Origin of the sequence: Shewanella piezotolerans WP3 (genome assembly GCF_000014885.1) — a bacterium.
GTDB classification, from domain to species: domain Bacteria; phylum Pseudomonadota; class Gammaproteobacteria; order Enterobacterales; family Shewanellaceae; genus Shewanella; species Shewanella piezotolerans.
In genome coordinates, this window is record NC_011566.1 from 393,359 (window position 1) to 409,541 (window position 16,183).

General features: G+C 44.7%; 7 protein-coding genes. All 7 read right to left on the reverse strand.

Annotated features, from left to right (window positions below; genetic code table 11):
• Positions 1 to 46 precede the first annotated feature (46 nt).
• The 7 genes from SWP_RS01790 to SWP_RS01820 all read right to left on the reverse strand — a co-directional run bounded on the left by SWP_RS01790 (position 47) and on the right by SWP_RS01820 (position 15,992).
• Positions 47 to 1,969, reverse strand: coding sequence for a bifunctional diguanylate cyclase/phosphodiesterase (locus SWP_RS01790; protein ID WP_020910604.1), 1,923 nt, complete (start codon positions 1,967 to 1,969; stop codon positions 47 to 49).
• An 8-nt stretch (positions 1,970 to 1,977) separates the two neighbouring features.
• On the reverse strand, positions 1,978 to 2,691 hold the full coding sequence (locus SWP_RS01795; RefSeq protein ID WP_020910605.1) for a transglutaminase-like cysteine peptidase: 714 nt from the start codon (positions 2,689 to 2,691) through the stop codon (positions 1,978 to 1,980).
• 18 nt (positions 2,692 to 2,709) lie between these two features.
• The gene (locus SWP_RS01800) at positions 2,710 to 3,315 is read right to left on the reverse strand and encodes an OmpA family protein (protein WP_020910606.1); all 606 of its coding nucleotides are present in this window, start codon (positions 3,313 to 3,315) and stop codon (positions 2,710 to 2,712) included.
• The gene (locus SWP_RS01805) at positions 3,312 to 4,721 is read right to left on the reverse strand and encodes a TolC family outer membrane protein (RefSeq protein WP_020910607.1); all 1,410 of its coding nucleotides are present in this window, start codon (positions 4,719 to 4,721) and stop codon (positions 3,312 to 3,314) included. Before SWP_RS01805 ends, SWP_RS01800 begins: the two co-directional genes overlap by 4 nt.
• Before the next feature lie 29 nt (positions 4,722 to 4,750).
• Positions 4,751 to 6,133, reverse strand: a complete 1,383-nt coding sequence (locus SWP_RS01810) for an HlyD family type I secretion periplasmic adaptor subunit (protein WP_020910608.1) — start codon at positions 6,131 to 6,133, stop codon at positions 4,751 to 4,753.
• Positions 6,130 to 8,307: a type I secretion system permease/ATPase gene (locus SWP_RS01815; RefSeq protein WP_020910609.1), complete on the reverse strand. Its 2,178-nt coding sequence runs from the start codon at positions 8,305 to 8,307 to the stop codon at positions 6,130 to 6,132. Before SWP_RS01815 ends, SWP_RS01810 begins: the two co-directional genes overlap by 4 nt.
• 95 nt (positions 8,308 to 8,402) lie before the next feature.
• A complete protein-coding gene (locus SWP_RS01820; RefSeq protein ID WP_020910610.1) occupies positions 8,403 to 15,992 on the reverse strand; it encodes a retention module-containing protein in 7,590 nt (2,529 codons plus the stop codon).
• Positions 15,993 to 16,183: the final 191 nt, after the last annotated feature.

Here is a 16,183-nt window from a genome sequence, read left to right on the forward strand (position 1 = left end):
AAATAAAGGCCTCTATTGAGGCCTTCTGTATTTGCTTATGTTGTCACTATAGCTCTATATCAACAGGTGGAGACACATAGCCCATATAGGCGTTGGTTTTTAAAGGAACAAAGCGCTCGAGCTGTTGTTTCTCTTCAATACCAGTGACGATAACTTCAATCTCCAATCCTTTCGCAACGTTAATCAAGGCTCTGCATAATTCACTGCTGTGCTCACTTTCATCATAATATGCGAATGACTGATCTAGTTTGACGTAGCTTGGTCGTAAGTTTTGTAAGTAGCTCATTGAACCGAATTGGCGACCAAAATGATCAATACCAAAATGTGCACCGTTGTCTCTGATAATGGTACACAGGGCTTCACAGGCCTCAGGACTGCTATATACAGCTGCCTCAGGGATATCAAAACAGATACGCTCTCTTAAGGCTGAAGAGCGGAGTAACTTGTTCAGCCATTGATGAAACTCTAAATCATTTATACTTTCAAAAGTGAGGTTAATTGCGATAGGTTCGAAATTTCTATCTAACAGAGCTTTACCGCTGATGGTCTCTATCAAACATTTATCGAGTAAACTACCCAAAGACAATAGCTCAACATACGGCATGAACTGACCTGCGAATATCTTCTTATCACCAATTTCTAGCTGACAGTAGAGTTCTCTTTGTAGCACGGCGTCATGATCATTGAGCAATATCGGCTGCCATTTAAATTTGAACTTGCCCGCACTAATTGCGCTGCTTAAGTGTTCTCGCCATTGTTCACGGGTGAACAGCTGCTTCTCACTGGTTTCAAACCAATGGAATACTTTGTTTTCTTGCAATGACTTTTGTAGCGCATTGTCAGCCTGAGCTAGGATATCACTAACCGTCATCTGCCCCTTACGCTCTGCAATACCTAGCGCAAACCCTTCGTTTGGCTTGCAACCCGCTTTGGAGATCTCTTGGTTGATGGTGCGAATAAGTGTTTGTAGATACTTACTGGTCTGTTCATGCTCAGAGCTAGTAATCAAAAATGCAAACTCATAGGCCGCGATACGCGCAATGACAGAAGTGCTGGCGCCATCTAAATGTTGCTTCATCTTTTGAGATAACAACTTTATGGTTTCATCTCTAACTTGGTAACCATACTTACTATGTACCTCTTCCAGCCAATCCATTTTGGCCATGATCAGTGCACCATTTTTAGGCTCACTTAGCCAACCGCTAAGTCTGCCCATCATATATTGGCGATTGGGTAGGGTTGACACTTGGTCCACAAGGTTTTTCTTTCTGAGTTCACCGACCTCTTCATCGAGAGAGCTGAAAATCTGTTTAAGCTGAGCAGACATGCTATTGAAAGCTTGCACCACGGATTTTAATTCGCGAGTTTTAGGCACCGCCATATCTGGGCCAAACTTCCTATCTGCAATCTCTTTGGCATGCTCTGCAATTTCATGCAACGGCCTTAAAATCCAAGTTAGGCCAACGCGAGCGAGGATAATAGCGATTAAAAACAGTACAGAGAAAACCATTATTGCATTAGTCATGGTGCGCCATAGTTCATGGTAGCCAAAACCAGGATGGGCGGTAATTTCAAGTCTAGCCAGTTGGATCCATCCTGTCGTAATCGTGCTTTCACGTCGAATGGTTTTAAATAGGCCAAGGTCAATAAACCACTGTGGCACGCCTTCGATAGTCAATGGGTTTTGCCAAACTTGTTGTTTACCATCAACTAACCAAGTTAGTTTTACTTCTTGGTAATAGCCGCCCTCAAAGATCACATTGATTAAGGTTTCTGCACCAACTATGTCGCCAGCCTCTAAATCAGGTACCAGCATGATGCCCAGAGAGTTACTGGTATTGTTGAGGTCAGACTCCATTTGCTTAGTGAGAAAGCTTTGAGTCTCGGTAAACTGCACATAACCTAAACTCGCAACTACTAGCAAAAATAGTGCAAACAGAAGTGTGTATATCTGTCGAAACAGTGTCATCTTGGTAACTACTCCAGTTTTAGTTTAGGTTGCTTTAGTCGTTCAACACCTAAACGATGCTTTAGGTCATTCCATTTCGCAAGTTTCGATGAAGAGCCTGCCAGAACGCCTCGTCCTTTTTCTTTATTTAGCCACAATTGTCGACCGTTAAAACTGTATACAGGTATAAGATCTTTACGCTGAGTTGCTGGTTTTATAGATTTATCAAGGTTATCTAAAACGAGAGGAATAGAGGAGGGAGTTTCATAATACGCAAGCACCATATGGTACTGGTTAACACTTGTCGCCTTAACCATAGTGATGCGTAACTTATCTTCTGAAACACCAAGCTGCAGTAACGTGAAATACTTTGCGATAGAGAAGTCTTCGCAATCACCACCACTAACACCAATAAACTCCATTGGCGTTGCCCAATAATTCTTGTTTCCCCAAAGTTTTATATCATCGACAAAATGAAAAAGGTTAAAAAAATTATTAACCATTAATATCTTATCGCTATCTTTCAGCCCCTTAGCTTCATTAATGATTTTAAACCAAGCCCTAATACGTTTACCCGCACGCTCTCCATACTGAGATTCAATGGTTTGGGTAATATGGGCTTCGTCTAATTGTGGTATTGGGTCTGCGTCCAGATAAAGTGAGGACACAGATAAAGCTAATCCAGTCAAAGTGAATTGGCAGACTTTTTTTAATTTTTGTAATTTATAAAGCCTGCCATTCATACGACGTTAGTGAATCTCCTACTTAACCACTTCATCTACAGTATATATATGCCATTTCATATCGGCGGTGGTGTCGTCACCTGTTAGTTCAGCAATAACCCGACGGTTTACCTTGTGTGCTGCTGCGGTATGAGTGGGATCGATTGGTCGATCAAAGCTATATCCTACAGCACTTAATCGAGACGATTCAATATCAAAGCGCTCGCTAAGTAGTGCACTCACTGCATTGGCTCTGTTTTGAGATAACTCTTGGTTATGTTCATGGGTACCCGTCTTACTACAGTGCCCCTCTATCACGGCTTGTGTATTGGGGAACTTTTGCATAAAGGTAGCTATAATTTCGACTTGAGTATAATACACAGGATCGATGTAGTAAGAGTCATTAGCAAACAAGATCTTTAGCTCTTGACGCTCGTTAATCGGTTTGATTTTACCACAACCGTAGTTATCGATCGTCGCCCCGAGCTCTGTTTCGGTGCAACGTTCTCTGGCAACAATCACACCATCATGGTCGATGTCATTTAAGTCATGTACCTGCTTCGTTGGAGTATCCATCGATACGGTATCACGCATTGAGCAGCCACCTAATATAGCGAAACTCAATAATATAATTAGGGTTCTCATTGCGGTACTCCTCCTTCGTAATCACGTTCACCTTGCCATACATCTGGACGCGTCACTCTTAGTGAGTCGAGCAGCTGTCCTGTAGCATTAAGAACGCGATACTGTGACACTATTTCGTCGTACTCAGATTCTAAGTAGTCTTTTCGTGCTTCAAATAACTCATTTTCTGTATCGAGCAGATCCAGCAATGTGCGTTGGCCTAAATTGAACTGTTGGCTATAAGCGACTTGAGTGTCTTTTGCGGCAATGACATGATCTCGAATGTACATCTTCTGCGGGGTAAGAAGCTCGTAAGCGTTCCATGCAAGGTTGACGCCTTCAACCACTTGTCTATGAGCTCGCTGACGGATCTCTTTTGCTTCACCTATTTTGTAGGCGGCTTCTTTTTCTCGAGCTAAATCACGACCACCTGCAAACAGGTTATATTTAACCCTGATCATTGCGACTAGGTCGTTGTTGTGACCGCCGACATTTTGAAAAGTACCGGCACCATCTTCACCATCAATATCATTATTCCAGTTACCATCTAGCTCTAGAGTAAACTTGGGGTAGTAATTTGATTGGGCTGACTCTCGCTCATTCTCTGCCGCAAAAATATCACTTGAAGCTGACTTCAAAATCGGGTGGTTCTCTTGTGCCATCATGACACTTGTTTGTAAGTCGACGGGTAACATATCGGCATCAGGTACAGGTACAATCATATCTTCTGGTTGTTGTTCTACGATACGAACAAACTGTGACTTGGCATCGTAGAAATTATTACGTGCAGAGATAACATTGGCATTAGCGCGGGCTAGACGACCGGTTATCTGTGATAAATCGGCGGTTGAACCTAAGCCTGAATCGGTTCTCTGTTTAATTTGGTCATAAATATCTTTATGGCTTTCGAGGTTTTTCTCGGCCAATGTAAGTACTTGCTCACTGCGAATGTAATTGGTGTAAACTTTAACGACGTCCAGTGCCATATCTTCGGCTGCAGCAAATAGTGCCCACTGCTCTGCACTCGCTTCAAAGCTATACCTGTCAACTTCACTGCTGGTATAAAAACCATCAAAAAGCATTTGTTTGATACTAAAGCCTGCTTCGCCACGTTCAAGCTCAATGACTCCGTCAGAATCGACTTCGCCTTGGCCTGCACGACGACGAGTCGATGGGCTATTCGTTTGCTCCCAACCATAGCCGCCTGAGATATCTACCGTCGGCATATAACCGGCAACGGCTTGGTTGACTTGCTCTTCGCGCGCTTTAAAGCGGTTAAATGCGATCCGTATTTCAGGATTCGTATCTAATGTGTGCGCTACTGCTTGTTCCAACGTTTGGCTATAAGCCGCTGCTGGTAATATCAGCGCGCCAACGGCGAGTGCAATTGCACTACGTTTTACCTGCCGTATTGTGCTGGTGTCCATGTTAACCCCTCCAGGTCGTTTTTTGGGCTTCAACGCTCTCTGAGCGCGGTATCTTTAGCCCGTAATATTGGATTAAGTATGTACTCTAAAACGGATCTCTGCCCAGTAATTACATCAACCGAGGTCAACATCCCTGGTATGATAGGCATTTCCGTGCCATCGTCCTTTGTTAAGCTAGAAAACTCCGTTCTAACTTTTACAATATAGAAACTATTACCCTCTTCATCTTGGGTTGTATCGGCACTAATGTGCTCAACAACGCCATCTAGCCCACCATAACGAGTAAAGTCATAAGCGGTGACTTTGACTACGGCTGGTAGTCCAGGATGTAAAAAGGCAATGTCCTTTGGAACAATTTTGGTTTCGATAAGTAGTTTGTCTTCGGATGGGACTATCTCAATGATATCGACACCGGGCTGGACAACACCACCAAGGGTATTGATATGCACTGACTTAATGGTGCCATTAACGGGTGAGACTATTTCTGCCTTACTGACCTTATCTTGTGCGCCCACTTGTGCTTCATTCATGCGTGATAATTTAGTTTGCATCTCATTTAACTGAGCGCGAGCATCAGCAGCAAATATCAGCACAGATTCACGACGTTTTAATATCGCTTCATCCATAGTTGATTTTACTTTTGGTCGTAATAACCTTAGGGAGGAAAGTTCACCTTGAATGTCATTGACCACACGTTGCAGTTTTAGCAGCTCAACCTCAGGCACAATTCCTTTGTCTGCAAGTGGTCTTGTAAGCTCGAGTTCTCTAGAAACTAGTTGGAAGCTGGTAGTCAGTGTTCTAATTTTTGAGGCTAGTTCTTGGATCTCTTGATTACGTTGCTGGATCTGTCTAGCTTGGATCTCGAGCTGGTTACTGAGGTTATCAATACGGCCGAGGTATTCTTCTCGTTGCCTTTTGGTTAGCTCTGGCTCATTGGTTTCTAATAACTGAGGAAAGATCAAAGCTTGAGGTAGTATTTTTACCTGCTCTCGCCAATCAGAGCCAATACTGGAAATGGTAATACTGTTCAGCTCTGTCTTTAGTCGAATAACATTGGCTAGAAGACTATTGACCTCTTGTTCCTGTTGCGCAAAGTCAGATTGAAAACGAGTGGCATCAATACGCGCAAGGGGCTGACCTTTGGTTACGATCAAACCTTCTTGCACGTACATATCTTGCAATATGCCGCCATCTAAACTCTGTATAACCTGTATTTGCGAAGAGGGAATAACTTTACCCATCCCCGTAGTTACTTGGTCCAGTTCAGCAAAGTAGGCCCAAATTAAAAACGTAACGGCAAGTGACGAAAGTGCCCAAATGGTTAATCTGTGACTGGCTGGCGCATCGGTCATCATTGCGCCATAGACATCATCAACCATCTCTAAATCATGTGACGTGAGGTGTTTACTCATTTCTTAACTACTCCTGCAAGTAGCCCTTCATTCAGCTTCTTAAGCACGTCCGCTTTTGGCCCATCGGCAACAATGTGGCCACGGTCTAACACAATAATGCGGTCAACTAAGTTCAATAAGTGCATTTTGTGAGTAATTAGTAGCAGTGTGCGGTCTCGGCTGACATTGTGCATCGCTTGGATAAACTGTTTCTCTGCTCTAGCATCTAAGCTTGCAGTAGGTTCATCCATCAGTAAAACAGGAGGATCGTTTAAGGTCGCTCGTGCTAGAGCGATTGTCTGACGTTGGCCGCGAGACAGTTCTCGTCCACCTTCTCCCACTTGTTGGTCGAGGCCTTCAGATTCTAGGTTGGTAAATAAGTTAACGCCGGATAGCTGTACCGCTCTGATCAATTGATGCTCAGTCACTTGGCGGGTTCCAAAAAGGATGTTGTCGCGAATGCTGCCATGAAACAGGGTGATATCTTGTGGTAAATAGCCAAAGTTACGCCTTAAGTCACTAGGGTGTATTTGAGCAGAGTCGAGACCATCGTAGGTTATGCTGCCCTTACTCGGCTGAAAAAGACCGACTAAAATTTTAGCTAAGGTACTTTTTCCTGATCCATTACGACCAATGATGGCGATTCGCTCACCAGGCTCAATGTTTAATGACATTGGGTGCAGTATTGGGCGTTCAGAGTTTGGATAGCTAAAGCCTAAAGTATGAGCGTTTATCTGTCCGCGCAGGCGCTGACGACTAACAAGGTGCCCCTTGTTTTCAAACTCATCTTCTTGGGTCATAATTTCGTTTAGCTGACGCAGTGCACTGGCAGTTTGATTGCCGCGGGTCATCAGGCCTGCCAATTGCGCCATTGGTGATATGGCGCGGCTGGATAAGATCACTGCAGCGATAATTCCACCCATGGATATTTCATTATCAGCAACGCGATAAACACCTAGAATAACTACAAAAATTACAGATGTTTGCACCACGAAAGTGGCAACGTTTGTGACTGAGGTGGAGATTTTTTTCGCTTTCAACTGCCAGTTAGCAGTATGGCCAATCATCTGCTGCCAACTTTTCTGCACAAGCCCTTCAGCACCGCTCGATTTTATCGACTCCAGTGATGATAAAGACTCGATTAGGTGGCCATGTTTGAGGCCTGAGAACTTATTGGTTTCTTCAATAGCAGCTTTGAGTTTTGGCTGCATAATCAGGGTATAACCAATAATGATGAAGCTACCGAACAATGGAATAAATGCCAGATCACCTGCGACTAAATAGATGATCATCAAGAAAAATAGTGCAAAAGGCAGATCCACTAAAGTGGTGATGGTCGCTGAGGTGAGAATATCTCTAATACTGTCAAATTCACCTAGTTGTTTTGCCATACCACCGACACTTGGTGAACGTTTCTCTAATGGAATACCAACGGCTTTGGCGAACAGTTTTGATGAGACAATAATATCGACCTTTTTGCCTGCAACATCAATTAAGTAACTGCGTAATTGGCGCATTATCAGATCGAAAATATAGGCTATACCTGCGCCAATTGCTAACACCCATAATGAGTCGAATGCAAGATTGGGCACGACTTTGTCGTATACATTCATGATGAATAGCGGTGATACCAGTGCAAATAGATTAACTAAAACCGAAGCAATTAAAGCATCTCGGTAGATTGGTGCAGAATCTTTAAGTGTTTGCAGTAACCAGTGAGATTTATTCTCGTGCAGGTGGACATCAAAGCCCATATCGCCACGATACTCTTGCTTAACAAGAAACAGGTATCCGACATAAATGGCTTCTAGCTCTTCAATCGATAATGTCTCTTCACCACCGGTCTCTGGTAGCTGAATAATCGCTTTATCTTGCTCAATATCGAGCTCTCTAAGCAGGCAAGCCTTTTTATCCTTAAGTAACAATATGCTGGGTAGCAGAATTGGGGTGATCTCATTTAACCCTTTACGAGAAAGCTTAGCGGCGAGTCCTGCTCGAGCTGCTGCTTGTGGCAATAACTCAGGCGTTAAAACATGACCTTGCATAGGAAGGCCTGCGGCTAAAGAATCGCTAGAGCAGGGGCTACCGAAATATTCAGTAAGCAAAACTAAACTGTCTAACAGTGGATCGACTACAACTCGTTGAGAAGCCGATATCGTCCACTGATCAGTTTTCTTAGAAGCTGAAGCTGGCACCTTGGGGACTTATCCTTAAGATTTTATTATATATTGTTAGTATCGGTCATGATGGCCCATTTTTCCATAGGCCACCATTTCACTGTAGTGCTTGCTTAAGGTATGTGATTAAATACTTGCATGTTAAGCTCATCAACTATTTTATCGGGTGCATTAACTGCAACTGCAAAAGGATCTCCGCTTGAAGTGCTTACTATAAGCGCTCCTTCACCGTTACTACCTAATAATCCAGAAATGATATCGGCTTCACTAGCGCCAAACGTAGCAAAGAGGTCAACACCGTCGAGAACAATATGTTGGTCAAATGTCCCATCCTGATCGGTATCTATGTTGATTGAGGTACTGCCATTTTCATCAGTGAAGCTGATGTACTGAGACAATTCATTTATTGAGTCACCTTGGAGGATATCGCTAAGGTCAAGTTTATCTTCCGCAAGATTAAAGTCGGTAATATGATCTGTGGTATCGGTGCCATCGACTGAACCCGCACTCCAAACAAAGGTATCTTCACCTTCTCCCCCCGTCATAGTATCGTCACCAAGGCCGCCAATCATGGTGTCTTCGCCAGTACCGCCAATTAACGTGTCGTTGCCACCTTGACCAAAGAGAATGTCATTGCCTATTCCACCAACAAGATCATCGGCGCCATCTTTTAATTTTGCCACATCGAACAACGATGCATTTGCTGTGATAAATGCGTGTACATCTTGTACTGAAACGCTATTGGCATCGACATTGGTTTGTTGAGCGACTAACTCTTGCAGTGCTGTGAGGCCCTGACCATCAATGCCATCAAATTGCACCAGATCGCCAAATATAATGTCATTCCCCAAGCCTCCTGAGGCTTGATCGTCTCCTTGTAGTAAGGTAGCTTCACGCCCAAGTATCACATCTGCGAGATTATCGACACTGATTTTTGCTCTGACCTGCCCATCGGTGTCATAGCTAATAATATCTTCTGCTTTAATGCTATCTTTGATCCCAACAGCTTCTACCTCCGACAGTCCGCTTAGTAGGTCAAATGCATCTTGTGGTGAGCCTCCAGCATTGTGCTTTCCATCGGTTATGAAGTACGTGAGGTTATTACCAGGGTTATTCGTCACATCACTGCTGTTGAACCAGTTTTTAGCGGCGTTGAATGCATCGACATAATCTGTACTTCCGCCACTGGTAATGGCATTCCAAGCGGCATCGGTGCCACTTTCGAGCGCGTTAATATCCAGATCTTTAATATTAAGAGAGAGGCTTATTACTGCGGAACCTGAAAAGTCAACGACAGCTACATTGACGACGCCTGAGTGTTGACCTGAGGCTGAAGCAAGAAGAGTCTTAAATACCTCTATCAATTGCTCTTTAGCTGTATTAACTGCGGATGATCCCATACTACCAGAGGAGTCTAAAATAAAGGCAATATTGTAATTTTCACCTTGTACTATTTGAATGCCTGAGCTATCGCTGACAATAATGTCGTGCCCATCTGTTCCGTCAAGCACGTTATCGCCGTGGCTACCGTCCAAGTAGCTATAATCTCTATCCGGCAGTACATCAAAGTAGACGGTTGCTGTATCAGTTAATCCATCAGGATCTTCAATTGTATACTCATAGCTTGCAGGGCCGGTATAACCTGCTGTCGGCGTGAAAACTATATCGCCGTCAGCATTGAGCGATACAGTGCCGTTTTGAGCATTGCCGACACTAATAATTGACAGCGCATCGCCATCAGGATCGGAATCATTTGCAAGTATTGATTCGGCTGTAAAGGTGAATGGTGTATCTTCAAACACCATAACATCATTGGAAATAATCTGATCGCCTAGCGGTGTGTAGTTACCAATTTGTTGATCATTCTCGTCGAATTCGCCGAGCTGGATATCAAGTTCGTAAGCGCCGCCCTGATCCCAGTAAATAATCTCAATACTATGGGCGCCTGGATCGGTGATATCAAAATAGATATGACCTTGCTCACCTGGATAGCGCGTACTTGAGGATTGATTACGAGAAACCTCCGCAACAACTACACCATCAATGACTACGGAGTAACCATCATCTGCTGTGACTTTTAATCCATAGGTGCCAGCATCCAGTTCGACGAATCCCTGCATATGTAAAATGGCGTCGGAACTATCATTTGGATCGGTACTTAAGCTTGCTGCGTCATCGCCAAGAAAATCTTGAAGACTAGTACCGGTGCCTAAATTTCCATTGCCCCAAGCGTAAGTAAGTGTCGTAGCGATAAATGTGGCGTCAGCATCGTTGCTGTTAATGAAATTACGTACTTGGGTAACAGATGATAGGTTACCGCCATCCGCAGCGTCATTGTAGCTGAAATATTGGCTATACAGGCCCGAGCCGAAGTAATCGTTGGTTGCAACTGGCGGGTCATTTACATCGCTGACGTTCAGAGTGACATCAGCGGTATCGCTGCCGCCATTACCGTCACTAACCGTGTAGCTAAAACTCGTTGGGATAGGCTGGTCGCCGTTATGGCTGTAGGTGAAGCTGCCATCTTGGTTGATCAACAAGCTGCCGCTATCAATCGCCACGGTGGCCACGCTAGCAATAAAGGTGACCGGTACGCCATTGATATGGGTGATAGTTAAGCTGTCGCCGTCTAAGTCACTATCAACACCGGAGCTGCTGTTATCAGTGATGAGGTTGCCTGACACGCTAGCACCTTCATCTACGTCGTAACTGTTGTCGATAGCGTCAGGAGTGTCATTGACGTTGCTGACGGTGATGTTCACGGTGGCGCTATCAGTGTCACCATCGGCGTCGACAGCGACATAGTCAAAGCTGACTGGGCCGTAGTAATTATCAGCAGGCTCAAAGGTCATGCTGCCATTAGCGGCGATAATCACGGTACCGTTGGTGACAGCAATGGTTTGCGCGCCGCCGGTTAAGGTGACGCCATTGATAGACTGAATCGTCAGGCCGCCATCGGCGGCAGAGTCGTTGGCTAAGAGGTTGAGTGTGACACTACCATCCTCTATCACTGAGTAGCTGTCATCATCGGCATCTACGCCTTCGTCAAGATTGTTGACGGTGATGTTCACGGTGGCGCTATCAGTGTCACCATCGGCGTCGACAGCGACATAGTCAAAGCTGACTGGGCCGTAGTAATTATCAGCAGGCTCAAAGGTCATGCTGCCATTAGCGGCGATAATCACGGTACCGTTGGTGACAGCAATGGTTTGCGCGCCGCCGGTTAAGGTGACGCCATTGATAGACTGAATCGTCAGGCCGCCATCGGCGGCAGAGTCGTTGGCTAAGAGGTTGAGTGTGACACTACCATCCTCTATCACTGAGTAGCTGTCATCATCGGCATCTACGCCTTCGTCAAGATTGTTGACGGTGATGTTCACGGTGGCGCTATCAGTGTCACCATCGGCGTCGACAGCGACATAGTCAAAGCTGACTGGGCCGTAGTAATTATCAGCAGGCTCAAAGGTCATGCTGCCATTAGCGGCGATAATCACGGTACCGTTGGTGACAGCAATGGTTTGCGCGCCGCCGGTTAAGGTGACGCCATTGATAGACTGAATCGTCAGGCCGCCATCGGCGGCAGAGTCGTTGGCTAAGAGGTTGAGTGTGACACTACCATCCTCTATCACTGAGTAGCTGTCATCATCGGCATCTACGCCTTCGTCAAGATTGTTGACGGTGATGTTCACGGTGGCGCTATCAGTGTCACCATCGGCGTCGACAGCGACATAGTCAAAGCTGACTGGGCCGTAGTAATTATCAGCAGGCTCAAAGGTCATGCTGCCATTAGCGGCGATAATCACGGTACCGTTGGTGACAGCAATGGTTTGCGCGCCGCCGGTTAAGGTGACGCCATTGATAGACTGAATCGTCAGGCCGCCATCGGCGGCAGAGTCGTTGGCTAAGAGGTTGAGTGTAACACTACCATCCTCTATCACTGAGTAGCTGTCATCATCGGCATCTACGCCTTCGTCAAGATTGTTGACGGTGATGTTCACGGTGGCGCTATCAGTGTCACCATCGGCGTCGACAGCGACATAGTCAAAGCTGACTGGGCCGTAGTAATTATCAGCAGGCTCAAAGGTCATGCTGCCATTAGCGGCGATAATCACGGTACCGTTGGTGACAGCAATGGTTTGCGCGCCGCCGGTTAAGGTGACGCCATTGATAGACTGAATCGTCAGGCCGCCATCGGCGGCAGAGTCGTTGGCTAAGAGGTTGAGTGTGACACTACCATCCTCTATCACTGAGTAGCTGTCATCATCGGCATCTATGAGATCATTCACAGGTGTCACTTCAATTGTCAGAGTGGCTGTCGAACCGGTATTTGTTGTATAGATAATGGCTGGTACGCTACCGTTCCAATTTTCGTTTGGTGTGAACGTATAACTGCCGTCTTCATTGATAACGAGGCTGCCACCATCAAGCTCCACTGTGGTACCTGCAGCAACTGTTTGTCCATTAACTTCAAAGCTAACTACCGCGAGGTCATTATCTATATCGCTATCGTTGTCGAGAACGTTACCAGTTGCGATTTCACCTTCGTCTATGGTGTTAGTGTCATTTTCTAGCTGACTTGGATCATCGACAGGTGTCACTTTAATGGTGAGTGTTGCCGTAGAACCGGTGTTAGTGGTGTAGGTGATGACAGGTACGCTACCGTTCCAATTTTCGTTTGGTGTGAACGTATAACTGCCGTCTTCATTGATAACGAGGCTGCCACCATCAAGCTCCACAGTGGTGCCTGCAGTAACTGTTTGTCCATTAACTTCAAAGCTAACTACCGCGAGGTCATTATCTAAATCGCTATCGTTGTCGAGAACGTTACCAGTTGCTATTTCACCTTCGTCTATGGTGTTAGTGTCATTTTCTAGCTGGCTTGGATCATCGACAGGTGTCACTTCAATGGTGAGTGTTGCCGTAGAACCGGTGTTAGTGGTGTAGGTGATGACAGGTACGCTACCGTTCCAATTTTCGTTTGGTGTGAACGTATAACTGCCGTCTTCATTGATAACGAGACTGCCACCATCAAGCTCCACAGTGGTTCCTGCATTAACAGTTTGACCGTCGACTTCAAAGCTTGTCACTGTGAGCTGGTCATCGAGATCGCTATCGTTATCGAGAACGTTACCAGTTGCAACGGTATCTTCGGCTATTGTTTGGTTATCATTTTGAAGAACTGTTTCTAAGTCGTAGTTCTCGGTTGTGGTATCTTCAGCTCGCTCCCCGTTATTTCCAAACCCATATACAATAGCGTCGACAACAGTATCAGCGTCGAGAATAAGCTCTGAGCCAGATACAGTAATTGAGAAAGTGCCATCAGCATTCATTAACGTTTGATAATTGGTACCATTGATGGTGACAACCACAATACCGATAGTGATAGCAGCATCTGCAGTAACTGTTCCAGTAACAATGATGGACTGCTGCCCCTCCTCATTTGTCACTACGTTATCGCCTGTTATTGGATCTAAATCGATAGCGATATCGGCATTAATAGGGCTGTCATTGTCAAATATGCGCAAGGTGCCTTGAGAGTCAGCAAGAGTCGCATTGATCGGATCGGTCAGGTTTATTAGTGCAAATTCCGGGCTACCTTCGACGATAAGATCGTCAACGATAGGAACTGTAATATAAGCAGTTGTTTGCCCGGGTAAGAATGTTACTGTGCCTGAGACATTAATAAAATCTTCACCAAAGAGTGCAGAAAGCTCTTCACTTGAATAGTTAACAGTAATTGTTTCTGTACTAGCTTCACTCAAGCTTAGCGTAAATACAGCGCTTTCCATTCCTTCTACGGCAATAGCGTAATCAATATTGATTAATGGCAGATCGCTTGCTGGAGTATCATTATCGAAGATCGCGAACTGTAAAGTTTCATCGTAAACGTTCTCACCAGTGACCACAGCTCGAAAATATTCGGTAGGCTCAATTTGCGCATCATCAAATATTGGTACACGGATTAAAACACTAGAATCGCCAGCACCTAAAACAAAACCGAATACAGGGCGGGGAATACTACCGCTGTAATCAATTGAAGTCACCGTCATTGACTGCCACGTTATGCCGCCATCGTTTGAATATTGAATTGGAACAATATAATCATCAGCATACTCCGCAATGGGTATACCGAACTGTTCGCTTAATAGCTCGCTGGTAAAGGTGATTTCAAGAGCGGAATCCTCATCAAATACCAGTTCACTGTTTAATGTGAATTGATTGAATCCATCATGCTCAAAAACATCTGGAATATCTGCAGATAAATGTGACTTATACTGATCTTGTGTTTGTGAGGTTATATCTCTAAAGGCGGTCCAGTCTTCAACGCGATAATCCAAAGAGAGTCCCTCTAGATCATACTGATTGATACCGTCATTAAGGATGATGGCATAATTACCATCACCTAGATCGACGAGGGTACCAATATCTTGGAATTCTGCGCTTAGCTGTACATTTTTAACTACAAGGTTTTCAGTGATAACTTGTTGCCCTGTTGCACCTGCGAGCAAATCATCTGCTGAAAATGTAATACGTCCATCGAGTTCGTTGTAGTTGTAGGTTACAAGACCACCAGGCACATCAAGAATATCCACCAGTCTTTCGTCGGCAGCATCTGGTGCGCGGTCCCCTGCTAAATCGTCAATAGTGTCAGCAACATGGGCCATGGCTAAGCTTTCAAATACGTTTTGCTCATCAGCAGAACGCTCACTATCTCTAGTAAATTCTATGCCTAGTTGGGCTAGCACTAACGACAGCATCTCTTTACCAGCTGTTGCAATATTAAGTGGTTCGCCAGTGGTTGGATCTATATAGCCTGAGAGTGCTTGGTGTATGGCAAATATGATATTAATATTAGTTGCGTAGCTTGCATCCAAATTTAAAGAGCTGCTGTTTGTTTGCAGCAGGCCGTCATTGTTACCATCAGACAGATCACTGTCTAATGCTTGCAGGAATATCGCCATATTCTCTACATAGTTTAGATTACTATCTGATAAAGACGTTCCAGCAATATCTTGTAAAAAGAGGATGGTTCCTTGAATTGCATCTGCGCTAAATGTCGCTATGGTGACATCACCTACGGTAAAGGTGATTATGTCGCCAGGTTGGTAAGCAAAGGAGCCAGGAGCTCCCATATCCCCTGTAAAACCAGAAATCCCTGATGAGGTTGTGTATGCCACACCATTCACAAAATTGTCGGTAAACTGCGCGACCAAAAAGTTGTTATCGTCACCAGTACTTTGGCTTTGATTATTGATTGTAAGGCTGGTTATTTGAGCATCATTATTTTGACCTGTAGTGTCAAATCCTGAGCTAGCTATTGTTTCTGCGCCGCCGCGATCGACAGAGACGTGCCCTGAAGAACCTTCGTTCCCGGCTTGATTACCCGCTGCTGTATCAGGACCTTCAGTTGGATCTTCCCCAGCCGCAATAAGCGATTGAATCTCTTCGATTTCATTAAGGGCTTCTTGCTCAGTTCCTGAAGGGGGTGTGTTTGCTGAAGGAATCGCTTCACTATTAGAGGAAATGATAGAGCCGTCTTCAAGGCGAAGCTCAACAAAGCTACTATCGTCTACGGATAAGTTAGTTCCAGCTGGAATGAAGTCACCACTTACTACCTTTTTGATATTACCGTTAACTTCTGCGGTAACAGCTCCTGTTACGTTCTGAATGTGGCCTGCTTTTGTTGTAATTATTGACTTCATCGTCTTGCTCCTTGCCGCGACACATCTTCAATTGAAATGTAGCTTACGCGTTATTTTCTGCAACTTATCATTAACTGATGTTATAGGAGATGAAAACAATGGTCAATTTTTTGACGCTTACTTATGGTGAATGATTTGAAGCTTAACTAATTGCTACTAAGTCATTAGTTCTGCCCAAAAATAAAAGCCAC